22 protein-coding genes are annotated in these 24,380 nt (G+C 35.6%); 17 read left to right on the top strand and 5 right to left on the bottom strand.

Annotated features, from left to right (window positions below):
* The 5 genes from R2Q16_RS14895 (at position 1) to R2Q16_RS14875 (ending at position 3,728) form a co-directional block, all read left to right on the top strand.
* A complete protein-coding gene (locus tag R2Q16_RS14895; RefSeq protein ID WP_316738036.1) occupies positions 1 to 1,422 on the top strand; it encodes a sigma-54 dependent transcriptional regulator in 1,422 nt (473 codons plus the stop codon).
* Between the two features lie 64 nt (positions 1,423 to 1,486).
* On the top strand, positions 1,487 to 2,536 hold the full coding sequence (locus R2Q16_RS14890) for an AI-2E family transporter (protein WP_316738035.1): 1,050 nt from the start codon (positions 1,487 to 1,489) through the stop codon (positions 2,534 to 2,536).
* 67 nt (positions 2,537 to 2,603) lie between these two features.
* Positions 2,604 to 2,870, top strand: coding sequence for a YtxH domain-containing protein (locus tag R2Q16_RS14885; protein ID WP_316738034.1), 267 nt, complete (start codon positions 2,604 to 2,606; stop codon positions 2,868 to 2,870).
* Between the two features lie 53 nt (positions 2,871 to 2,923).
* On the top strand, positions 2,924 to 3,304 hold the full coding sequence (locus R2Q16_RS14880) for a phage holin family protein (protein WP_316738033.1): 381 nt from the start codon (positions 2,924 to 2,926) through the stop codon (positions 3,302 to 3,304).
* The gene (locus R2Q16_RS14875; protein WP_316738032.1) at positions 3,291 to 3,728 is read left to right on the top strand and encodes a hypothetical protein; all 438 of its coding nucleotides are present in this window, start codon (positions 3,291 to 3,293) and stop codon (positions 3,726 to 3,728) included. The genes R2Q16_RS14880 and R2Q16_RS14875 overlap by 14 nt, the downstream gene beginning before the upstream one ends.
* A 176-nt stretch (positions 3,729 to 3,904) precedes the next feature.
* Here the strand turns inward: R2Q16_RS14875 and aspS are convergent, their stop codons facing one another.
* Both aspS and R2Q16_RS14865 read right to left on the bottom strand, forming a co-directional pair.
* Positions 3,905 to 5,650 carry an aspartate--tRNA ligase gene (gene aspS, locus R2Q16_RS14870; RefSeq protein ID WP_316738031.1) on the bottom strand — a complete coding sequence of 582 codons (1,746 nt, stop codon included), beginning with the start codon at positions 5,648 to 5,650 and terminating at the stop codon, positions 3,905 to 3,907.
* Between the two features lie 132 nt (positions 5,651 to 5,782).
* Positions 5,783 to 6,187 carry a hypothetical protein gene (locus tag R2Q16_RS14865; RefSeq protein ID WP_316738030.1) on the bottom strand — a complete coding sequence of 135 codons (405 nt, stop codon included), beginning with the start codon at positions 6,185 to 6,187 and terminating at the stop codon, positions 5,783 to 5,785.
* Between the two features lie 437 nt (positions 6,188 to 6,624).
* On the opposite strand from R2Q16_RS14865, the gene R2Q16_RS14860 reads away from it, so the two are divergent.
* The 6 genes from R2Q16_RS14860 to R2Q16_RS14835 all read left to right on the top strand — a co-directional run bounded on the left by R2Q16_RS14860 (position 6,625) and on the right by R2Q16_RS14835 (position 12,046).
* On the top strand, positions 6,625 to 7,134 hold the full coding sequence (locus tag R2Q16_RS14860) for an RNA polymerase sigma factor (RefSeq protein WP_410478163.1): 510 nt from the start codon (positions 6,625 to 6,627) through the stop codon (positions 7,132 to 7,134).
* A complete protein-coding gene (locus tag R2Q16_RS14855; RefSeq protein WP_316738029.1) occupies positions 7,127 to 7,663 on the top strand; it encodes a hypothetical protein in 537 nt (178 codons plus the stop codon). Before R2Q16_RS14860 ends, R2Q16_RS14855 begins: the two co-directional genes overlap by 8 nt.
* A gap of 123 nt (positions 7,664 to 7,786) precedes the next feature.
* Entirely contained in the window at positions 7,787 to 9,085 is a 1,299-nt protein-coding gene (locus tag R2Q16_RS14850; protein ID WP_316738028.1) for a hypothetical protein, read from the top strand.
* 62 nt (positions 9,086 to 9,147) lie between these two features.
* Positions 9,148 to 10,458: a DUF2268 domain-containing putative Zn-dependent protease gene (locus R2Q16_RS14845; protein ID WP_316738027.1), complete on the top strand. Its 1,311-nt coding sequence runs from the start codon at positions 9,148 to 9,150 to the stop codon at positions 10,456 to 10,458.
* 88 nt (positions 10,459 to 10,546) lie between these two features.
* A complete protein-coding gene (locus R2Q16_RS14840) occupies positions 10,547 to 11,329 on the top strand; it encodes a TerC family protein (RefSeq protein WP_316738026.1) in 783 nt (260 codons plus the stop codon).
* Positions 11,330 to 11,506: 177 nt separating this feature from the next.
* On the top strand, positions 11,507 to 12,046 hold the full coding sequence (locus R2Q16_RS14835; protein ID WP_316738025.1) for a Pr6Pr family membrane protein: 540 nt from the start codon (positions 11,507 to 11,509) through the stop codon (positions 12,044 to 12,046).
* Here the strand turns inward: R2Q16_RS14835 and R2Q16_RS14830 are convergent.
* Positions 12,043 to 12,933 carry a bestrophin family protein gene (locus R2Q16_RS14830; RefSeq protein WP_316738024.1) on the bottom strand — a complete coding sequence of 297 codons (891 nt, stop codon included), beginning with the start codon at positions 12,931 to 12,933 and terminating at the stop codon, positions 12,043 to 12,045. The two genes, R2Q16_RS14835 and R2Q16_RS14830, sit on opposite strands and share 4 nt — an antisense overlap.
* A gap of 133 nt (positions 12,934 to 13,066) precedes the next feature.
* Between R2Q16_RS14830 and R2Q16_RS14825 the strand changes: the two genes are divergently transcribed.
* Complete coding sequence (locus R2Q16_RS14825) at positions 13,067 to 14,590, top strand: MFS transporter (protein ID WP_316738023.1); 1,524 nt, start codon at positions 13,067 to 13,069, stop codon at positions 14,588 to 14,590.
* A 10-nt stretch (positions 14,591 to 14,600) separates the two neighbouring features.
* Positions 14,601 to 14,849, top strand: coding sequence for a DUF6814 family protein (locus R2Q16_RS14820; protein WP_316738022.1), 249 nt, complete (start codon positions 14,601 to 14,603; stop codon positions 14,847 to 14,849).
* A 77-nt stretch (positions 14,850 to 14,926) separates the two neighbouring features.
* Here R2Q16_RS14820 and R2Q16_RS14815 read toward each other — a convergent pair whose 3' ends face one another.
* The gene (locus R2Q16_RS14815; RefSeq protein ID WP_316738021.1) at positions 14,927 to 16,111 is read right to left on the bottom strand and encodes a class I SAM-dependent rRNA methyltransferase; all 1,185 of its coding nucleotides are present in this window, start codon (positions 16,109 to 16,111) and stop codon (positions 14,927 to 14,929) included.
* A 55-nt stretch (positions 16,112 to 16,166) separates the two neighbouring features.
* Entirely contained in the window at positions 16,167 to 17,201 is a 1,035-nt protein-coding gene (locus R2Q16_RS14810) for a LacI family DNA-binding transcriptional regulator (protein WP_316738020.1), read from the bottom strand.
* Positions 17,202 to 17,461: 260 nt separating this feature from the next.
* Between R2Q16_RS14810 and R2Q16_RS14805 the strand changes: the two genes are divergently transcribed.
* The 4 genes from R2Q16_RS14805 (at position 17,462) to R2Q16_RS14790 (ending at position 24,324) form a co-directional block, all read left to right on the top strand.
* Complete coding sequence (locus tag R2Q16_RS14805) at positions 17,462 to 20,668, top strand: TonB-dependent receptor (RefSeq protein WP_316738019.1); 3,207 nt, start codon at positions 17,462 to 17,464, stop codon at positions 20,666 to 20,668.
* Between the two features lie 10 nt (positions 20,669 to 20,678).
* Positions 20,679 to 22,475: a RagB/SusD family nutrient uptake outer membrane protein gene (locus tag R2Q16_RS14800; RefSeq protein WP_316738018.1), complete on the top strand. Its 1,797-nt coding sequence runs from the start codon at positions 20,679 to 20,681 to the stop codon at positions 22,473 to 22,475.
* A gap of 105 nt (positions 22,476 to 22,580) precedes the next feature.
* On the top strand, positions 22,581 to 23,591 hold the full coding sequence (locus tag R2Q16_RS14795) for a pectinesterase family protein (protein WP_316738017.1): 1,011 nt from the start codon (positions 22,581 to 22,583) through the stop codon (positions 23,589 to 23,591).
* Positions 23,569 to 24,324, top strand: coding sequence for a rhamnogalacturonan acetylesterase (locus R2Q16_RS14790; RefSeq protein ID WP_316738016.1), 756 nt, complete (start codon positions 23,569 to 23,571; stop codon positions 24,322 to 24,324). Before R2Q16_RS14795 ends, R2Q16_RS14790 begins: the two co-directional genes overlap by 23 nt.
* Positions 24,325 to 24,380 lie beyond the last annotated feature (56 nt).

Raw genomic sequence — 24,380 nt, 5'->3', positions numbered from 1 at the left:
ATGAAAAAGAAGATATTAATAATTGATGATGAGGTAAATATAGGCCTCTTATTATCGAAATTTCTAACTAGAAATGGCTTTGAGGTAGAACATGCAATTACGGGTAATGCTGCGATGGATATTCTAACGAGCAATACCTTCGATTTAGTTTTATGTGATTATCGATTGGATGACACCGATGGTAAAGAAATTTTAATCAAAATAAAGGAAAACTATCCAACAACAGGTGTTATAATTATTACTGGATACAGCGACATCAAGCTTGCCGTTGAATTAATTAAATTAGGTGCCTACGATTATATCACAAAGCCGCTGTATCCCGATGAGATTCTCAATACGATTAATAAAGCACTCGAAACTCAACGTGCTTTAAACGAAAACGTTGGTAAAAACAATACTAACAAGAACAATAAAAATGCTGAACAGGAGTACATCAATCATAGTGATTATATTGATGGAATGAGCGATGTTTCTAAAACGCTTCTCAAACAGATCCATTTAATTGCGCCAACATCTTACAGCATTATTTTAACCGGAAAAAGCGGTACAGGTAAAGAATATGTGGCTAAAACCATCCACTTAAATAGTTTAAGAAAAGATAAGCCATTTATTGCGATGGATTGCGGTTCTTTAACAAAAGAACTAGCCGGTAGCGAATTTTTTGGGCATGAAAAAGGTGCATTTACTGGCGCTTTATATACCAAAATTGGTCACTTTGAGCAGGCTAACGGCGGTACTTTGTTTTTAGATGAGATCGGGAATTTATCTTACGAAATTCAGGCTACGCTTTTAAGAACAGTACAAGAGCGTAAAGTTAAACGCATCGGCAGCACAAAGGAAATAGATTTAGATGTTCGGATAATTGTTGCAACCAATGAGAATTTGGTCGAAAATATTTCTAAAGGAACATTTAGGGAAGATTTGTACCATCGTTTTAATGAATTTTCAATTCATATTCCATCATTAAAAAAACGTGGTAAGGATATCTTGGTTTTTGCCGAAAACTTTTTAGCTGTTGCAAATGAAGAATTAGGAAAGAAAATCAAAGGTTTTTCTGCTGCTGTTAAAGAATGCTTTTTAAATTATAACTGGCCTGGAAACGTTCGTGAATTGAAAAACGTAATCAGACGTGTTGCTTTATTAACAGAAGGCAATGAAATTCAGGTTGATGTTTTGCCATTGGAATTATCAAACTATGTAAGGGATTACGATCGTGAAGAAGTTTTAACTCAAATTAAACTTAAGCAGAGTGATAAACCTAAAGATTTAAAAAATGCAGCACAAGAAGCAGAATATGATACCATATTGAGGGTTTTAAAAGAAGTAAATTTTAATAAAACCAAAGCCGCAAAAATCTTAAATATCGATCGAAAAACCCTGTATAATAAAATCAAAGCAATTAAGATTGACGACCAAGATTAAATCTTAAATCTGCAAAAACAATTAATGTGTTTTTTGCATTTAGAAAGTACCAAACAATACAGCCATGTCCGTATTTTCTTATAAGCAGCGCAATAATATAAACCTTGTTATTATAATAGCACTTGGGCTTTTAATTGCATATTCTCTGCAAGGCATTTTCAGTGCAATACTAAGTACGCTTGTACTTTACACCATTATGCGTCCGGGTTACATTTACCTGGCAGAAGTTAAAGGCTGGAATAAAAGATTTGTTGCCATACTTATTATTGCGGTTAGTGTGGTGTTGATAATTTTGCCGTTTTATGCCTTGAGCAGCATGGTGATAAGTAAAATATCTGAACTGAAAAACAACGAGATCTTCTTCAGAAATTTATTGGTAAAAATTCAGCATCTGATTCCCTTTAAGGTTAACGAAAGCTTAATTCAGGATGGAATGAATAGGTTGGGAAACTGGGCTACACAACTCTTTCCATCATTAATTTCGAGTGCAATAAATATTATACTGAGTTTGTTGGTGATGTACTTTTTACTGTACTTTATGCTTATCGAACGTAAAAAATTCGAATTATCTTTAATAAAATATGCTCCGCTTCGCGAACAAAATGCTTTGCGATTTGGCGACGAAATGCGAAACACAACTTATGCAAATGTTATCGGCCAAGGTTTAATTTGTTTGGTTCAAGGTTCGTTAGTTAGCTTATCCTTTTTTGTTTTAGGATACAAAGACCCGGTGTTTTGGGGCGTTATCACAACATTTATATCATTTGTACCGGTTTTAGGGCCGCCCGTTGTTTTTGTGCCCGCTGCAATATTTCAAATTGCAAACGGTAATAATTTTGCCGGTTGGGCGATGTTAATTTTCGGATTTGTAGTTATCATCAACATCGATAATGTATTAAGATTTATCATCGCAAAAAAAGTTGGGAACATACATCCAATAATAACGGTAATTGGCGTAATTATTGGTATCCCTTTATTCGGAATACTTGGGCTGGTATTTGGTCCATTGTTGTTGTCTTATTTTATATTGCTCGTTAAAATTTATGAAACCAGTACACTGGCATCAGAAAGATTAGAAAGAATTAAAACAAATAATGAGCAAAATGAGTTATAATTTATAGCTTAACGTAAAATAATATAGCGCAGTTATATTGTAATGTTAAACCCTTAAATAGATAATTATGAATGATAACTCAAAAGTTGTAGTTGCCCTTTTAGCAGGATTAGCTGCAGGAGCCGCGTTGGGAATTTTATTTGCACCAGAAAAAGGTGAAGAAACCCGTGATAAATTAAGCCAATCGTTAAAAGATTTAGGTGATTCTATCCGCGATAAAGCTGCCGATGAAATTAACAACCTTTCTAGCTTAAAAGAAAAAGTTGTAAGCTCAATTAAAACTAAATTGAGAAGTGTTGAAGAAGAATATAGCGACGACGTAGAGCACGCATAAAATTTTTTTAAGCCGGATGTTTCTTGCATCCGGTTCATTTACCCATCTAAACTATGCAAGAAAATAAAGAAAAAAGTATCGAAGATATTGTTGACGATGCCAAAGGCTATTTGGAGGCTAGAATAGAATTTACCAGGCTTTATCTGGTAGAAAAAGTATCCAAAATTTTTGCCGATTTAGTTACAAATACAGCCGTTATTGTTTGCTTTATTCTGGCGTTTTTATTTGGCTCAGTTACATTAGCACTCTTTCTGTCTGATGTGCTGGGAAGTTTTACCCGAGGTTTTGGGTGTGTATCATTAATTTATATTTTATTGGCAGTAATCGTTTACGCAACAAAGGATAAATATATCGAAAAGGCAATTATTAATGTTGCTGTTCGTAAGTATTTTGATAAGTTAGCAGATAAGGAGGAAGAAGATGAAAAGTTATAAAAACATCCGCACTCTAGAAGATTTGCAAGCTAAAAAGCTGGAACTGAAAGTTGAATATACTTTAAAAGAGAATTTGCTAAAAGCTGATGTAAAAGCATATGCACAACAATTTACATTAAGTGCTTTGATTAAAAAATATGCAACACCAAGTAATATTTTTAAAGTTGATGATAAGCTAAATTTAAGCGGAACTGCAATGTCTTTGCTTTTACCAATGTTTATGAATAAAACTCTTTTTAGAGGGGCAGGTTTCTTAACAAAAGCAGCTGTTGGATTAGTTTCCGGTAAAGTTGGTAAATCGCTTGATGCAGAACATATATCAGCAATTTTTAATTCTGTTAAAGGCTGGTTTGGTAAAAAGAAAGATAAAAAAGATAAGAAATTTGTCGATTATGGCATTCCGCCAGATAGCGAAACTTATTAGTTCATTGGTATCAATTGTTCATTAGTCATTGGTTCATTAGTTTTTAATGTGAACTAATAAAAAAAGCCACTTAACATCAGGGTAAGTGGCTTTTTTTATTATTAAGTTCTCGTCACCCTGAATTTATTTCAGGGTCTTTTTAGAGATGCTGAAACAAGTTCAGCATGACGATGTTACTACAAATCCGTTTTGATTTTAAGTTCTTTTAATTGTTTTTCGTCAATCGTGCTTGGACTATCAATCATCACATCTCTTCCAGAGTTATTTTTAGGGAATGCAATCACATCACGAATCGAATCTAAACCTGCAAAGATTGAGGTTAAACGGTCGAAACCGAAAGCGATACCACCATGTGGAGGTGCGCCAAATTCGAAAGCATCCATTAAGAAACCAAATTGTTTTTGAGCTTCTTCTGCACTAAAGCCTAAATGCTTAAACATTAATGCTTGTAACGCTCTATCATGAATACGAATAGAGCCACCGCCAATTTCAGTTCCGTTAATAACCATATCGTAAGCATTTGCACGAACATTTTTAGGATCGGTATCTAACAAGGCAATATCTTCCGGTTTAGGAGAAGTAAAAGGATGGTGCATCGCATGGTAACGTTCAGTATCTTCATCCCATTCTAAAAGTGGGAAATCCAATACCCAAAGTGCTGAGAACTTATTTTTATCGCGTAAGCCTAAACGGTTACCCATTTCTAAACGTAACTCATTTAATTGCTTGCGCACTTTATCTATTGTGCCTGCAAGAATCAAAACTAAATCGCCTTTTTCAGTTGCAAATGTTTCACTCCATTGTTTTAAATCTTCTTCGTTAAAAAATTTATCTACTGATGATTTAATTGTGCCGTCTTCATTATGGCGAGCATAAATTAAACCTGTTGCACCAATTTGCGGACGCTTAATAAAGTCTGTTAACTCATCCAGTTGCTTGCGGGTGTAATTTGCAGCACCTTTGGCGTTAATTCCAACAACCAACTCTGCATTATCAAAAACCGGGAAGCCTTTGCCTTTTACCAAGTCATTAAGTTCTACAAATTGCATGTCAAAACGCGTATCTGGTTTATCAGAACCATATAAACGCATTGCATCTGCATATTGCATACGTGGTACTTCAGGTAAATCGTAATTGCGAACTTCTTTAAATAAAGTACGGATTAAACCTTCAAAAGTGTTTAATATATCTTCTTGCTCGATGAATGACATCTCGCAGTCGATTTGTGTAAATTCCGGTTGACGGTCTGCTCTTAAATCTTCATCTCTGAAGCATTTAACAATTTGGAAATATCTGTCGAAACCAGAAACCATAAGCAATTGCTTAAAAGTTTGAGGCGATTGAGGTAAAGCATAAAATTCACCTTCGTTCATGCGGCTAGGCACAACAAAATCTCTTGCACCTTCTGGCGTAGATTTGATTAAAACCGGAGTTTCAACTTCGATAAAATCTAAAGCATCTAAATAACGGCGAACCGATTGTGCCATTTTATGACGTAAAACCAAATTATTGCGAACCGGATTACGACGTAAATCTAAATAGCGATATTTCATGCGCAATTCATCACCACCATCGGTTTCATCATCAATTAAAAATGGAGGTAATTTTGCCGCGTTAAGAATTTCTAATGCAGTAATTTTAATCTCTACATCGCCAGTTGCCATTTTTGGGTTTTTGTTGCTGCGTTCAACAACAGTTCCGGTTGCTTTAATTACAAACTCGCGACCAAGCGTACGTGCGGTTTCGCAAAGCGTACGATTATCGTCCATGTTAAAAACCAACTGTGTAATGCCATAACGATCGCGAATGTCTATAAAAGTCATGCCGCCTAAATCTCTTGATTTTTGTACCCATCCACATAGGGTTACACTTTCGCCTAAGTTATTAAGGGTTAGTGCACCACAAGTTACTGTTCTTAACATATATTGTAATCTAAATTGAGCGGCAAAAATACCGATTTTGTTTTAAAGTTTTGAATAGAAGATTTACTGATAATTTTGGTGTTGTTTTTTTGCCACGGAAGCACAGAAAACACGGAATCTGAATTGCAAAGCTTAATAGTTCTCTTCTAGTGTGATTTCAACCGATACGGCTTTCCATTCATTACCAAATTTTTTCCACTGATAAATTTCTTCTGTTTGAGTGGTTTTTCTTTTGGAGAAAAAAAGCAAATTGCTTTGTTGTACAACCGATTTTCTGGCAATTTTTTCGGTAAATGTGTCATCATCGAAAGATGATTTAATTCGATAGTGCGAAGTGCTTAATGATTTTAGGTTTTTAAAATATCTTTTAATTTCCTCCGTTAAATCGGCTTTGGTAAGTATGGTTCCGTCTGCTTTTTTGTAAGCGATTTCTTCATCAAAATTAAAAAGATAAATATTACTATCTTTTTGTTCCAATGCCTGGTCAATTCTCTTATGTATCGCGTCTATCTCCGAAATTATCAAATCAGTTTCCATAGTATGAAGTTAATTCTTTGTTTTAGTGATTTCAAATTTAAGATGAATTGGCGATTCCTTTTCCACAATACTTTTGATTTTGTAATGGGTTTTGACTTATTTGCGATTAACCTTTGTAAAATAAACCCGATTGTAGTGAAAATACTTTTTTGAAGGATTTCCGAGAAAGATTGCCACGTTGTGCCTCCTCGCAATGACGAAATTTTCGAGAATTGACAGAAGTTAAAAAAGATTGCAACGAAAAGCGGGGCTGCATAAACCTAAAAGCTACTGCAATTGCTTTTCTAAAAATAAAGAGCTAATAGGCATCGGTAAGTTTTTTATTTTTTTTCTACCTTGATGCAACGTTTTAAAATCTCATATGTCTTATAATCAGAATTAACAAAATTTTGGAGACGGTATACATCGATAAAAATCTTGAATTAGTAAAAGAATGCATGCAGGGTAGCCGGGCAGCGCAGTTTGAATTGTATAAACTGTATGCCAAGGCAATGTATAATGTGGCTCTGCGCATTTTAAATTACGAAGAGGAAGCAGAAGATGTTTTGCAAGAATCGTTTTTAGATGCTTTTACCAGAATTGTTGATTTTAGGCAAGAAACAACATTTGGTTTGTGGCTGAAGCAGATTGTAATTAACAAATCCATTAACTATTTGCGTAAACGCAAAATGGAATTTGTGAGTACAGATGAAATAAGTGAAGTGCCTGATGAAGTGAGTTTTGATGAGCATGAAACTTTATTACAAGCTGATGAAATTAGAAAAGCCATTACGCAGTTGCCTGATGGTTACAGAGTGGTGTTGAGTTTGTACCTGCTTGAAGGTTACGACCATGAAGAAATATCGCATATTTTAAAAATTAGTGAAAATACAAGTCGCACACAATATATGAGAGCGAAAAAGAAATTGAAGAGTATTTTAGAAATGAAAGGGATGAGAGATGAATAATAGATTAGAAACATTTGTTAAAGATAACCGAAAGGCTTTCGATGTAATGGAGCCATCGGCAGCACTTTGGGCAAAAATTGAAAAGCAATTAGATGAGCAGAAACCTGTAAAACAGGTAAAATCCAAAAGGTTGTATTTGTGGATGAGCACAGCGGCAGCAATTGTAGTTGTTTTCGGGTTAGTTTGGTTATATAGGGGTAAAACACAAAGCCTGGATGTTGAAATTGCTGATGTAAATGCAGCCGCCGCCAAAAGGGAAATTCAGTTTACCAGTTTAATTACCGAGAAGAGAGATAGTTTGGCGATTTTCGCTTCTGCAAATCCGGATTTGTACAAAAAATTTACTGCCGATTTAAAGAAACTTGATGAAGATTACGAACGTTTGAAAGCAGAATTGCCAACCACACCAAACCAACTATTTGTAGTTAAGGCAATGGTTAAAAACCGCGAGCTTCAGTTAAATTTATTGAAACAACAATTATCAATTATAAACCAGGTTGATGATTATAAAAGGGTTAACCAGATATAGGAATAGAGGTTAAAGCATAAAGATCAAAGCAAAAAGAAATAAATAAAAAAACATGCGCTCATAACATTAAAGCTTAAGCCAGCCGGCAGGTTTAAGTAATGGTGTTTTATAAAAATTAACAACATGAAAAAAGCAATACTTTTGGCCTTCGTGGCTTCAATCGCCGTAAAAACTTACGCTCAGCAAAACATATCTATTACAACTGCTAATTCAAATTATGCTGTTGTAAATACGAAAACAACATCAAATGTTTCATCTGTTATTAATATTAACACGAATGATCCGCAGGAAACCGGGGGCGATAGCGAACGCTCTAAATCTTTCAGCAAAAGTTTTAGTGTTGATAATGGTGATAAAGTTAACCTGAATAACCAATATGGTTCGATGGTGATTAAAACCTGGGACAAAAAAGAAGTAAAAGTTGATGTTGACATTAAAGCTTATAGTACATCAGATAGTGATGCCCAGAAATTAATTGACGAAGTAAGCATCGACGCCACTAAAAATGGCGATGTTGTTGCCTTTAAAACTAATGTAGGCGATAGAAGCGGTCGCTATGGCAGAAACGTAAAAAATGGTGTTACAACCTGGAGAAGAGAAGTAAAGGTAAATTATACCGTTTACATGCCAACAGTTAATGCTTTAACGGTTTTACAACAATATGGTAATGTAGATTTGGGCGATTTTTCTGGTCCAACTTCTTTAAAAGTACAATATGGAAATTTAACTGCCGGAAATTTATCAAATAACAATAATTACATCAATGTTCAATACGGAAAGGCAACAATTGAGGATTTGAACAATGCAATTGTAAAACACCAATATGGTAGTGGTGTAAGCATCGGTGCAATTAATACGATTGATTTAGATGCACAATATGTTGGCGTTAACATCAATACAATTCGTAAATCGGCCGATTTAAAGGTGCAATATGGTTCGGGTTTAACGGTTGGGAATATTGGAGGCAACTTATTACTAAACGCCGAATATGCAAAAGTTAAAATCAACAATGTAAAAGGAAACACCGTAATTAAACAAGCATATGGCAACTTAACCTTAGCCAGTGTTGGTAAACTTTCTTTACGAAGCGAATATACAGGTGTTTCGTTAGGTGCTTTAAACGGCGATGCTAATATTACAATGAGTTATAACAGTCTTAGTATTGCTGAAGTTACGCCAGCTTGTAAAACCTTAACTTTTGATGGCGAATATGTTGGTGTTGGCGTAGGTTTTAATGATAGGTATGCGGGCAATCTGAATGTGACTACAACTTATGCAGGCTTCAAGTATGGTTCAAACGTATCAGCAAGTAAAACCAGTGGCGATTACGACCAAACAAAAAGATATAGCGGGAAAGTTGGTGGCGGCGGAAATGCAAACATTTCTATAAAGTCTGAATATGGCTCAGTAGTATTTAAATAAATTTAGTAAAGTATATAGGGCCTTGTTTCTTAATTGAGACAAGGCTTTTTTTTAATCAAATTATGAAGTCTTTTCTTGCATTATTAATTTCCAGTTTATTAGCGATATCGGCGATAGCGCAGCAACCTAAACAAACCATTGTAACTACAGATATTGATAATTTTTGGCTAACCTTTGATGAACTTAAAACCACAACTGATAGTTTAAAGCAGTTAGATATTCTGCAAACAAAATATGTAGATAAGGGAACACCAGGATTGAAAGCATTTATGGAAGCCAAGGGATATACAACTGTTGCCTGGCTAGATTGTATTCGTAAATATCCAAAATATTGGGCATCTATTCGTGCGAAAACTTATAAGGTAAAAAGCTTAAGTACACAGTTTAATCCATACCTAAAAAAGTTTAAGAAGCTATATCCGGAGCTAAAACCAGCGAGTATTTATTTCTGTATAGGCGCAATGCGTTCTGGCGGTACAACGCAAGGCGATAAAGTTTTGATTGGTGCCGAACTTGCAACTGGTGATTTGGATGTAGACATTTCTGAATTGCCACAAAATACTAAAAACTGGCTCAATACCTATTTTGGAACAAATCCCTTTAAAGATATTGTGCTTTTAAATATGCATGAATACGTGCATACACAAGAAAAAAGAAACGGAAATACCTTATTAGCGCAATGTGTTTTTGAAGGAACGGCGGATTTTGTTGCCGAATTAATAACTGGAAAAGTTCCTTCAATGCCTTACATGTCTTATGGTAAAACCAACCATGATTTGCTAAAGAAAAAGTTTAAAGCCGAAATGTTTTTGCCAGAATTTAGCGGATGGCTTTATAATGGAAATTCTAATCAATTTGGAGTAGGAGATTTGGGTTATTACATGGGCTATTCTATTTGTAAAGATTATTACGATAAAGCGGAAAATAAACAAGCTGCAATAAAAGAATTAATAGAGTTGGATTATGGCAACGATGAGGTAGTTGAAAGTTTTCTAAAAAAGACCAATTACTTTGCCGAAGGATTTAACAAGGAAGAGATAGTAAACGCTTACCAAAAGCAAAAACCTGTAGTTACACACATTGGGCCTTTTAATAATGGTGATAACAATGTTGAATCGACCATAACCGAAATGACCATCTTTTTCTCTAAACCGATGGATAAAAATAGAATGTCGATTAGTTTTGGTGCAGGCGGTGAAAAAACTTTCCCGATTAAAAAATCTTTAGGTTTTGCTGAAGATAACAAGAGCTTGAAATTTAAAATAGAGCTTAAACCTAATCAGGCTTATGAAATGTTAATCACAGGCAGAGGTTTTAAATCCGTTGATGGCTACCCTTTGGCTGAATATCCTGTCAACTTCAAAACAAAATAGTTTAAGTTAGGGTTCAAATACTTATAAGGATGTAACTGCCTAAAAGCATGTTCTTTTTAATATCTTAGCACTATCATTTTAACAAACTATGGATTTTTTAAGTACGCCCGAGGCGTGGATTTCATTATTAACCTTAACAGTTCTCGAAATTGTTTTAGGTATAGATAATATCGTTTTCATTTCAATATTATCGGGCAAATTGCCAGTTAATCAACAGAAAAAAGCCAGACAACTTGGTTTAGGTTTGGCGATGATAACCAGGGTATTATTACTTTTGTCATTAAGCTGGATAATGACCTTAACTTCGCCATTATTTAATATTGGAAGTTGGATAGGCATAGCCGATGGAGAATGGTTTGAGAAATTGGCAATTTCGGGTCGTGATTTAATTCTGATTATTGGTGGTTTGTTTTTGATTTACAAGAGCACGCACGAAATCCACAATAAATTAGAGGGCGAAGAAGATGAAGAGGGAAATGTTAAAAAGCACTCGTTTTGGGCAACGATTATTCAGATTTTGATTTTGGATATTGTGTTCTCACTCGATTCAGTAATTACTGCAGTTGGTATGGCAGAGCATATAGAAATTATGATTGCTGCGGTTGTTATTGCGGTAATCATTATGATGTTTTCGGCTGGTGCAATCAGTAAATTCGTAAACAACCACCCAACGGTCAAAATGCTTGCACTTTCATTTTTACTGTTAATTGGCGTTTCATTATTGGCCGAAGGATTAGACCAACACATCCCGAAAGGATATGTTTATTTCGCAATGGCGTTTTCAGTTTTAGTAGAGATGCTGAACTTAAAAATGAAAAAAAATATAGGAAATAAAAAGCCAGTTAAACTCAGAAATACGCCAAAGGAATAAAAAACTTTATATATTAAAAATGCTTATCTTGTTTAGGGTAAGCATTTTTTTTGCCTTGTATTAAATTTTCCCTCAATATTTATTATGAAATCTCAAGGATTTGAAAAGGCTTATTTAGTAATTTCTGCACTAATTATCTGGTTAGCGATCGGTTTGCAATTTAAGCTGAGTTTGGATATGAAATCTGGCGATATAATAGCAACGATGGCAATATTTTTATCGTACTTTACAGTTTTAACCAATATACTGTGTGCGATTTGTCTAACTTCAATACTATTATTTAATAAAAGTATATTAGGTAAATTTTTCTCAAAACCTTCAACAATAACGGCAATAACCATTTACATATTGGTTGTTGGAATAATATATAATGTATCGCTTCGCGGATTAGTAGAGTTACACGGTTTGCATGCAACTGCTAACGAGCTTTTGCATGTAATAAATCCCTTGCTGTTTTTGGGTTTTTGGTTGTTGTTTGTGGATAAATCGGAGCTAAGGTATAAACAAGCCTTTGTATGGCTTATTTATCCTTTGTGTTACGTGCTAATGACTATTATTAGGGGGGCAATGATTCAAGAATATCCATACCCTTTTATCAATGTTGTAACATTGGGCTATCCTAAGGCAATCTTAAATACGCTGATTATTTTGGTTATATTTTGGATGCTTTCTTTAATATTCATCTTTATTGGTAAGAAACTTCAGCATAAAAATTAAAGAATATATTCATCATTAATCGGCTTCACCGGATCGGGAATGTTTTCTTCTTCAAGCATTTGCAATAGGTTAATTTCTATCGTTCTGGTTATAGAATTTAGTGGTACCCCAGCAGAATTATTTTCAAATGGATTTACTAAACTCATGCCGTTTATTTGTGTTGATACAAACACAAAGCCAATTAACCAGCCTAAAAATATAGAATAAACTCCCGCCGATTGACTGATAACTAAGGTAAATGTCATTACAAATAACCAGATAAATACTTTTGTTAAGTAGCTGTAAGTTGTTGGGAAAATGGTATTCTTTATACGCTCACTCATACCCATCGAATCAGAAAAGCGGACCAGCATTTCATTAATCTCGATAAACTTAAATCCATCTATGGTGTTAGATTTTGACAGTTTCTGCAAGTCTCTCGATTGAATGTTTAATAGCGCATTATGCATGTTTTTATGTTTCAGCATTTCTGTATGGTCAGCTTCATCAAGATATTTAATGTAGATTTCGTCAACAGTATCTCTTAAACTTGCCTTTAGCGCATAAAGAAAAGCGATATGTCTGTACACCATTCTTTTTACAATCACTTTGTCATCTTCGGCGTAGTTAATTAAATTTCTGGCAAAGGAGCGGGAATCGTTAACCAAAGCGCCCCAAATTTTTCTAGCTTCCCACCATCTATCGTAAGCCTGGTTATTATTAAAGCCGATAAAAAATGCAATCGCTGTACCCAAAACGGTTGGTATTATAGATGGAATTTCGAAGTGATGTGCAATTAGATACTCGCGAACCAGATACGCTCCGGTGCATGATGCAATCATTATCAAATCTACCTGCCAGGTGTTTCTTAATATTCTCGTTAATCTGATGTTTTGTATTAAAAGCATATATCTATTTTTCCGTATGAAAATACAAAAGTAAAGCTGAAATGTTTTATTTGTAACAATTTAAATCAATGATAAAGGGTTTTATTGTTTTGGAGCACAAATGTTTACCTTAGAAAACCAAATATCCATTTTTATGAGTGAAGTAATCCCGAAGAATAATATTTTCAAAGTTATTGGTGCATCCTCTCTAGGTACGCTAATAGAGTGGTACGATTTTTACATTTTTGGTAGTTTAGCGGTAATTATTGGTCACCAGCTTTTCCCTGAGGATGCTGGTGCTTCTGCGCTAATCAACACACTTGCAATTTTTGCTGCGGGTTTTATTGTTCGCCCTTTTGGTGCTTTAGTATTTGGCCGCTTAGGCGATTTAATTGGCCGGAAATATACTTTTTTGTTAACGCTTGTTTTAATGGGCGGTTCTACTTTTCTCATCGGATTAATTCCATCTTACAAAACGATTGGTTATGCCGCTCCAATTTTAGTTTTGATATTGCGCTTAATTCAAGGTTTGGCTTTGGGTGGAGAATACGGAGGTGCTGCCACATACGTAGCCGAACATGCGCCAAAAAATAAACGCGGGTTTTTTACTAGCTGGATTCAAACCACTGCAACCTTAGGTTTATTTCTTTCGCTTGGGGTAATTGTAATTACTAAAAATATTTTGGGGGCTGATGTATTTAGCGATTGGGGATGGCGCATTCCTTTTTTACTATCTATCCTTTTAGTTGTTGTTTCAATTTACATCAGGCTGAAGATGCACGAATCGCCGATGTTTTCTAAACTTAAATCTGAAGGTAAGGTTTCTAAAAATCCGCTGAAAGATAGTTTTAATAATAAGGCAAATTTTAAAATGGTTTTGCTTGCCTTGTTTGGTGCAACAATGGGGCAAGGCGTTATTTGGTACACCGGACAATTTTATGCACAGTCTTTCTTAGAAAACACTTGTAAGCTCGATTTTAACGACTCTAGGTATATTTTACTTTGGGGAATTGCTTTTGCAACACCATTCTTTGTTGTTTTTGGTGCATGGAGCGATAAAGTTGGACAGAAATGGATTATGCTCAGTGGAATGTTGCTTGGTATTATCTTCTACAGACCGATTTATCAAACTTTTTTAGATGATACTAGTGTTGAGCGTTATAAGGATGTTGCCGTGATTTCAAATACGAAGAACCCGGCTAAACTGACAGCACTTTCAAATTTGGGCGATAGTTTAAGAACGATTGAAACCAATGTAAAATTGGCCAATGGAATGCAATTTACAGAGGTTCAAACAGATACTGTTTCTGCCGAAAAGGGCATTTTACCAGCTGCTGATGTACTGAAAGTTAAGGTTTTGCCCACTCCGATATTTTGGAAATTTGTAGGGCTGATTTTCTTTCAGATATTATTGGTAACTATGGTTTACGGACCAATTGCAGCATTTTTGGTTGAGCTTTTTCCTACAAAAATTCGTTATACATCAATGTCGCTTCCATACCATATTGGCAATGGTGTATTTGGTGGTTTGGTCCCGTTTATAGCAACTCTAATCGCAAGTTTTGCCGGTTCAACACCACTTTCCGGGCTTTGGTATCCTATTGGGATAGCGACTTTGAGTTTAATTATTGGAACGGTTTATTTATCAAATAAAGCAGACGAAAACATTAACGATTAAAATATTTTTTATGAATACGTTGAAGAAATTTTTAGGTTTAATTTGGATGATTTTAGGCCCAGTTGCGATGACTTTTCTGTTTATTCAGGCAATTGATAAAGTTGGTTTAGCACATTCTGATATTGAAAGAACCAATACCATTTTGCAGTGGGCAATTATTCTGTTTATCTTTTTACCAATTAGCTTGGGATTAATGATTTTTGGTTACTATGCCTGGAAAGGCGAGTATGATAAATTTGAAAGTTCACAGAAGATTTAAAGATTTGACTTGCCGCGGAAACACGGATTAACACGGAATTTTTTTCCGTGCATTCTATATTCCCGTGGCATTTTTTCTTACAAAACCCTTACCAGCAACCCTTTCAAATACTCTCCTTCAGAAAAAGAAATACGAACAGGATGGTCTTCTGGTTGGCAAAACTGTTTTATAATTTGAACTTCCTTGCCTGCATCAAGCGCAGCCCAGGCAATAATTTGTTTAAAAGTTTCTATATCAACGGCGCCCGAGCAAGAAAAAGTTGCCAATAAACCGCCCTTTTCTAAAAGCAACATGCCTAAGCGATTTAAATCTTTATAGGCTCTTGCTGCCCGATCTAGTGCTGAACGAGATGGCGCATATTTCGGGGGGTCTAACACAATTACATCAAACAATTCACCGCTTTCCTTAAAGACTCTTAATTGTTTATTTACATCAGATTGAATGGCCATAACTTTGCTCTCATCGAACTTGTTTAAAGCGATATTCTGTTTCAAAGTTTCAATAGCTAAGGCAGAACTATCAACGCTGGTTACACTTTTTGCATTTTGAGCAAGACTATTTAGAGTAAAGCCTCCGCTATAACTAAAGCAATCTAAAACTTTTTTGCCTCCGGCGTAACTTGCTAAAATACTTCTATTGTCTCTTTGGTCGCAGTAGAAGCCTGATTTTTGTCCTTCGGCGATGTTAATATGGTACGAAATTCCGTTCTCTTTTACTTCTAAAAATTCTGGTGGATTTTCTCCCCAAAGCAAACCGTTTTCAATTGGCAAACCTTCATGTCCGCGGGCGGTTGCATCGCTTTTATCAAAAATTCCCTTTGGGTTAAGCTCTGCTTTTAAAATTTCAACCAAGTCGTTTTTTACATTTTCAATTCCAGAGCTTAATATTTGTAAGGAAAGAAAATCGGCGTATTTATCTACAATAAGACCAGGCAAAAAATCAGCTTCGCTGAAAACTAAACGGCAGGTATTGGTTTTTTCATTTAAGATAAACTGGCGTGATGCAATGGCTTGTTTTAAGCGATTTTGATACCATGCTTTGTCAATCGTTTGGTTTTCATCCCATTCTAAAAGGCGAACGGCAACACGAGAATTGCTATTAAAATAGCCATAACCTAGAAATTCATTATCGAAAGCAAAAACTTTGACAACACCACCATTTTCGGGCTTCCCCTTTACTTTTTCTAACGCTCCAGAAAATATCCAAGGATGTCTTTGAATTGCCGCTTTCTCTTTGCCTCTCTTTAAAATGATTTCTACCATTTTGCAAAGGTAAGTAAAAGAGTTTTAGGCTTTGAACTTTAATTGGTTTTATAGATTATAGGAAAGGATTGCCAACATTTTTCTGCATTCTAACTAATTCCGTATCCAAAACCTTCGTTTCAAATTCGGTAATTGGTCTCTTGGCTTCAATCATGGAGATTAATAATTCAGTTGCAACTTGTCCCATTTCAAAGGCAGGTTGTTTTACTGAGGTAAGCGACGGGCTAAATAGCTCGACCAAATTCGAGTTTGTAAAACCTGCAATCGCAATTTTATGTGCTATTTCAGGACTGCTTTTCTTTAAAGCCATAATACAACCAGTAGTTAACCTATCGCTTGAGATGAAAATTCCATCAGGTTTAAATGGCAATAATTCTTTTACGGCATCCTCTAATTCGGCACTGTGCATACCACCATGTTGGCAATATTTTACCAAATCGGGATTAAAATTTATGTGATATTTTGCAAGGGCAGCTTTGTATCCAGTCAATCTCTCTTTGGTAATCGAGAGTGTTTCTGAATTGGTAAGGTGTGCAACCGTTCGCTTTCCTGATAAAATTAAATGTTCAGTTGCATCAAAAGCGCCTTTGAAATTGTTGGCAATCACTTTGTGCGTTTCGAAATTATCGGGTACTCTATCAAAAAAAACTATTGGTAAACCTTTTTGGTACAAATCTTTTAAGTAGCTAACATCTTGCGTTTCTGACGATAATGCGATAAGCAAACCATCAATAGAACGAGATGCAAGGTGCTCAACGTTCAGCTTTTCTTGCTTAAAAGATTCGTGACTTTGAGAAATAATAACATGATAGTCCTTTGCGTAAGCGATTGACTCCATGCCATTTATCACCTGTGAGAAAAAATTATTTGCAATTTCACTAACAATAATTCCGATAGAATAACTTCTCCTTTCCTTTAAACTACGGGCAATTGGATTGGCCCGATAATTTACTTTTTCGGCATAGGCCAGAACTACTTTTTTTGTTTCTTCACTAATCTCGTAGCGGTCTCTCAAAGCTCTCGAAACTGTAGACGTAGAAAGTCCTAAAGCTTTGGCAATATCTTTTATAGTTGAAGTTTCAAATCTCATCTCTTGTACTTGCACACAAGTTACAAAAAATATCTCTTTTAGGATTTTACTAGGGATTTTTAATAAACGTCAAAAGTACGTTTTTGGGAACGTTTGCACACTTTTTTGGTTAAATCTGTTTTCAAGCCATTTTTAGTTTGTAAAATTGTTACACCAAAAAAACCAAATATTAATAAAGAATATCCCTGTAACTAGAAATAATATTCTATAAGCAAGCAATTGCGCAATCAATAAAACCAAATATCAAACAACTAACAATTATGAGCAGAATTTTACTCTTTTTTAGTGTATTTGCTTTTTGTTTCAGTGCTGCACTCGGTCAAACCAAATTGGTTACGGGCACAGTTACAGAAGCAGGAGGCGAAACTATTCCGGGTGTAAGTGTTTTAATTAAAGGCACAAAAACTGGTACGCAAACCGATAATAATGGAAAATTTTCAATCGCCGTAACGCAAGGAGCGGTTTTGGTATTTAATTACATCGGTTATAAAAGCAAAGAAATAACTGTAGGCAGTCAAAATACTTTACAGGTAAGCCTCGAATCGAATTCTACTGAACTTGATGAAGTTGTTGCGATTGGTTATGCAACTGTAAATCGCAGAGATTTAACCGGTTCGGTTTCATCTGTTGGTGCAAAACAATTAAAGGATATTCCGAATAATTCCCTTGCCGAATCAATTGCAGGTCGATTGGCTGGTGTTCAAATTACAGTTTCTGAAGGTACACCAAATGCTAGTGCACAAATCAGAATACGTGGCGGTGGCTCGATTACGCAAGACAATACACCTTTGTACGTTGTTGATGGAATTCAGGTAGAAAACGCATTGTCTGTTTTATCTCCGCAGGATATTGAAAGTATCGACGTTTTGAAAGATGCTTCAGCGACAGCTATTTATGGTTCTCGTGGTGCAAATGGTGTGGTTTTAATTACCACTAAAGGTGGAAGAGAAATGAAAACGACCATAACTTACAACGGTTTGGCTGGTATCAGACAATTGGCCAATAAGCTTGAAGTGATGAATCCTTACGATTTTGTTAAATATCAATATGAAGCAAGTCGTGGGAATGCAACAAGCGAAAGTTTGTATGCTGGTTATTATGGAACTTTTGCCGATTTGGAAAGTTTTAGAAACACACCTTTTGTTGATTGGCAAGATGAACTATTTGGCAGAAATGCTTTAATGCAAACACATAATGTTGCAGTAACTGGTGGTGATGCAAAATCAACATTTAATTTAAGTGTAACTTCTAACACCGAAGATGGTGTAATGCTTGCTTCAGATTTCGATAGAAAGTTAATCAACTTCAAATTCGACCATAAGTTTAATAATAAGCTTAAAGTTGGTTTTAATGTAAGATATAATAATACTGTTGTAAATGGCGCTGGGACAAGCAGCGAGGGATCTTCTTCACTTAACAGATTACGCCAGGCTGTAAAATACAGGCCGCTCTTGGTTAAAGGGCAAGATGTTTACGCTTATGACCCGGACTATGCCAGTGAAACAAATGGAAACAGCCTTTCATTGGTAAACCCACTTTTGTTAAATGATGCAGAATATAAGAAAGTTTTTACCAACGTTACCAATTTTAACAGCTACTTTAACTATACAATCTATAAAGGTTTATCATTCAAAAGTACTTTAGGTGTAGATTTTAGTAATAACCGCACAAATATTTTTAATGATATTATTACCAACGAATCCAGACTTGTTGGATCATCACAACCAATTGCTTCTATTGGAACATCGAACAGGCAAACCATCAATAATTCAAATGTAATTTCCTATACAAACTCTGGGTCAAAATCTGAATTTAGCAAGCACCACAGCATTGATGCATTAATTGGACAGGAACTTTACCAAGATAAAGTGCAAGCCTATTTTACTGAAAATAGATTGTTTCCTATCGGGATAACTGCCGAACGTGCTTTATCAAATATGGCTTTGGGTACAACTCCAGCTGGTGCAGCAACATCTAGCGATTTAACTGCAAGATTGTTTTCTGTTTTCAGTAGATTGAATTACTCATTCGATAAAAAATATCTATTAACCTTAAGCATGAGAGCCGATGGTTCTTCAAAATTTGCTGAAGGTAATAAATGGGGCTATTTCCCTTCAGGTTCATTGGCTTGGAGAATCTCTGATGAAAAATTTATGGAAAACTTTAAAACTGCAATTCGCATGAATGATTTAAAGTTTAGAGTGAGTTATGGCGAGGCAGGAAATAATAGAATTGCCGATTTCTTATATACCACTCAATTCAGACCTACAGCTTTTTACGATATCAATAATACTTTGGTTACAGCATTGGTTGCGCCAGAACTTGCAAATCCAAATTTAAAATGGGAAACTACAGTTTCTAGAAATATTGGTTTAGATGCTGGTTTTTTAAACAATAGGTTACAATTCTCACTTGATGTTTACAGCAACAAAACCAAAGGTTTACTGGTTAATAATCCATTCCCATCTACTAGTGGTTATGCTTTTCAACTTCAAAACATTGGTTCTACAAGCAACAAAGGTATCGAGTTTCAAATTAATGGAACACCTATCCAAACCAAAAATTTCTCATGGTCTACCAATTTCAATATTTCGTTTAACAAAAACAGAGTTGAAAGTCTTGGTTATATCCAAAAATCTTTCTTAATAAATTCTGGCTGGGCAGGTACAAACGTTCCGGCAGATTACCAAGTTGCCGTTGGACAAGCAGTTGGTAAAATGTACGGCTTAGTAAATGATGGTTTCTATAAAATCGAAGATTTTAACTATGCCAATGGTGTTTATACTTTGAAACCTGGCGTACCGAATAATTCAAGTGTTACGTCATTAACACCAAAACCTGGTGTAATCAAGTTTAAAGATTTAAATGGTGATGGAATTGTTGATATCACGAACGATAGAACTATTATTGGTGATGCAAATCCGAAATACACTGGTGGTTTTAATCAATCATTTACCTACAAAAACTGGGATTTGAATGTGTTCGTAAACTTCCAGGTTGGTAATGATATTTTAAATGCGAACAAATTAGAATTTACAAGCGGTTATACGCCAAACAGTAACCTGTTGGCAACAATGAATGGCAGATGGCGAAATGTTAACGACCAAGGTGTGGTGGTTACCGACCCTACCGAACTGGCTGCACTTAATGCAAATGCTACACTTTGGAGCCCTTTAACCAGTAATAGTTCTTTCTTCGTAAATTCTTATGCGGTTGAGGATGGCTCTTTCTTGAGAATTAACAATATCACGTTGGGTTATACAATGCCAAGTGATTTATTAAAGAAAATCAAAATCAACAGAATGCGTTTTTACGCAACGGTGAATAACCTTGCAGTAATCACAAACTATTCTGGTTACGACCCAGAGGTAAATACTCGACGTTCAAACGGTACAACTCCTGGTGTAGATTACTCAGCATATCCACGCAGCAGAGCATTTATTTTTGGTATAAACTTTACGCTTTAAACTGAGCAAAATGAAAACGAATTTAAAATTAATTATAGGTGGGATTTTTATCACCACAACACTTTTCACGGTTTCTTCTTGTAAAAAATTTTTAGAGGTAGAACCGATTTCTTCTTTCGGAAATGATTATGTTTTTAGCAGTGTAACTAACGCCCAAAAGGCTGTTCTTGGTGCATATTCTGCATTAGGCGGCGACCAAGGTTATGGTATACGTTTAAGCATGTATTATCCATACGATAACGATGAAATGATGGGGCAGGGTGGTACGCCTTATCCTGATAATGAACGCAGAGATATTGCACACTTTAACGTTCAGCCTGCAAATACACAACTTGCTGGGCCGTTTAATCAATTATATACAGGAATTGAACGGGCAAATATTTGCATCGATAATATTCCAAAAATGGATGCTTATAATAATGGTAGCGCATCTGATCAGAAAGAATTAAAAAGACTTTATGGTGAGGCTTTGGCCTTAAGAGCACAGTTTTATTTTGAAATTGTAAGAAACTGGGGCGATGTTCCTGCCCAGTTTACCTCATCAATTAATGTATCAGATCCATACAATGGTAGAACTGATAGAGATACCATTTACAACCGAATTATTCGTGATCTTGCTGTTGCTGCACCTTTAGTGCCTTGGCGTACAGAATCATCGGTAACGAGTGATAGATTAAGCCAGGGGGCGATTAGAGCTTTGCGAGCTCGTTATGCCTTGTTCAGAGGAGGTTATGCACTGCGCAGCGATAGGACTATGAAACGTAATGCCGATTACAAAACCTTCTATCAAATTGCTAAAGATGAGTGCACAATTATTATGGCAAGAGCCGACCATAAATTAAATGCAAGTTTTCAATCTGTATTTAAAGATGGTGTTAATGCACATAGGTTTGAGCCGAATGGCGAAGTACTTTGGGAAGTAGGTATGACGGGTGGAAGTTCAGGCGTTGGCGATAGCAAATTGGGTTACTACAATGGTCCTCGTCAGTTTACGGTTGCAACTCCCGGAACAACTGCTTTGGGCAACGCTGCATTAACTATTTTGCCAACTTATTTTTATGCTTTTGATGCTAATGATAAACGTAGAGATGTTACGTGTGCACCTTACGACAATAATTTAGAGTTAACGTTACGTCCACGTTCGATGGTTACCATGCTAGATGGTAAGTTTAGAAGAGATTGGCAAACACCATCTGTATTAACAAGTGCATCACAATATTTTGGTGTTAATTGGCCGGTTATTCGTTTTTCTGATGTATTGTTGATGTTTGCAGAAGCTGATAACGAATTAAGCGCTGGTCCAACTGCGGCCGCAAAAGCTGCTTTTGAGCAAGTAAGAGTACGTGGTTTTGGTGGCACAGCATCTTTAATTGGAACAACACCATCTGATTACACTGGCTTTTTCAATGCAATTGTTAGAGAACGTCAGTTTGAATTTGGTGGTGAGGGTATCCGTAAATATGATTTGATCAGATGGAATATGCTGGCTTCAAAAATTGCCGAAACCAAAGCAAATTTAGCATTGATGGCAGCAAAATCAGCACCTTATGCAAGTTTGCCTGCAACCATGTATTATACGCCAAATCAAGCAACGGTTGTATGGCTTAATTCATTTTATTCGCCATCGCCAACAACTGCTCCTACGGGTTCGGCAAATGTTGCATGGGTTAATCCAACAACTATTAATAGTACGTTATTGGCTTATTATGCCGTTGCATTTACACCAAATAAAAGCGAATTATTACCATTGCCTCAATCTGTAATTGACGCTAACCCAAAGTTGGGCGGACAATTATATGGTTACTAAAAATATTAACCAAACAATTTAACCGAAAAAAGGGCTATTTCATTAGCCCTTTTTTCGGTTAAATAAATTTATAATGTGTATTTTCAAAAGCAAGTTCTTAATAAAATGAAATTGATAAAAATTAGATTTATAGCCTTATTTTTTCTTCTGATTTCGGCAAGCAATTTATCAGCACAAAAAACATATCCTTCTAAAATTACCGTAGATAAAAGTGGAAATGGTAATTATAAAACCATTCAGGAAGCTGTAAATTCTATCCGGGATTTAGGAGAACAAGTAGTCGAAATCTTTGTCAAAAACGGAACTTATAACGAAAAGCTCGTGATTCCATCGTGGAAAACAAAAATCCTTTTAATCGGAGAAAGCAAGGGAAATACCATCATCAGCAATAATGATTATTCTGGTAAAACAGTTGAGGCTGGTAAAGACGAGTTCGGAAACAATAAGTATTCTACATTTACATCTTTCACCGTACAGGTATTGGCCAATGATGTCGTGTTTCAAAATTTAACGATTGCAAATACGGCGGGCAGAGTTGGGCAAGCAGTTGCTTTACATGTCGAGGGCGATAGATTTTCAGCAATAAATTGCAGTTTTTTAGGCAACCAGGATACCCTTTATTTGGCGACTGATAATAGCCGGCAATATTATTCTAATTGCTACATCGAAGGTACAACCGATTTTATTTTTGGCTCGGCTACTGTAGTTTTCGAAAACTGCACGATTAAGAATTTAACCAATTCTTTCATAACTGCAGCATCAACATTAAAAGCTCAAACATTTGGATTTGTGTTTTTACATTGTAAGTTGATTGCTGAAGCGAATGTCACGAAAGCTTATCTTGGCAGACCTTGGCGACCCTACGCGAAAACTGTATTTCTATTTTGTGATTTAGGTAAACATATTGCTATTGATGGATGGAATTCATGGAAAGGTGATGCAATGTTTCCTGAAAAAGAAAAAACTGCATTTTACGCAGAATATGCTAATACTGGTGAGGGTTCTGCGGTGAATCAAAGGGTAAGTTGGTCCAAACAATTAACAAAAAAAGAAGCAAAACCATATACAGTTCAAAATATTTTAAAAGGAAATGATGGCTGGAATCCTACAAAATAAAAAGATAAAATCTTTAAGCCTGGTTTTGATTAGTCTGGTTCTGCTGACGTCTTTTAAGTTTCAAACGCAAACTACAATTTACATAATTGGCGATTCAACTGCAGCAAATAAACAGGCAAAAGCTTATCCTGAAACGGGATGGGGCATGAAACTTCAATCTTTTTTTAAAGAATCGGTTTTTGTAGATAACAGAGCTTTAAATGGAAGAAGTACCAAATCCTTCTTGAATGAAAAGCAATGGCAGCCAATTGTAGATAGACTTCAGCCCGGCGATTATGTATTTATCGAATTTGGTCACAATGATGAAAAAGTGGATAAGCCGGCTACTGGAACATCACTTGTTGAGTTTAAGTTAAATCTTATCAACTATGTTTTACAAACAAGAGCCAAAAAAGCAATCCCGGTTTTGCTAACACCAATTTCCAGACGAAGTTTTAAGGATGGGAAATTGGTTGATACGCATGGGAATTATCCTGATGTTACCCGAAAAGTTGCCGATTCGCTTAAAGTCCCTTTAATTGATATGTTGGTTAAAACTGAAAAATTACTTAATAAACTCGGAGATAAACCATCAATTCAATTATTTAACTATGTTGATTCTGGTCATGTTAATTATCCTGCAGGAAAGAAAGATGATACACATTTAAGCCCGACTGGAGCAAAAGAAATTGCAGGTTTGGTAGTTGATGGGATTAAGGAACTGAAATTAAATTTGGTTAAGAGATTGAAATAAAAAAATTGTCATTGCGAGGCACGAAGCAATCTCTAAGCTATAGATTACTTCGTGCC

This window comes from Pedobacter aquatilis, assembly GCF_032678425.1.
Lineage (GTDB): Bacteria > Bacteroidota > Bacteroidia > Sphingobacteriales > Sphingobacteriaceae > Pedobacter > Pedobacter aquatilis_B.
The sequence above is the reverse complement of the archived record's forward strand: the minus strand, read 5'-3'. Positions and strand labels throughout refer to the sequence as shown.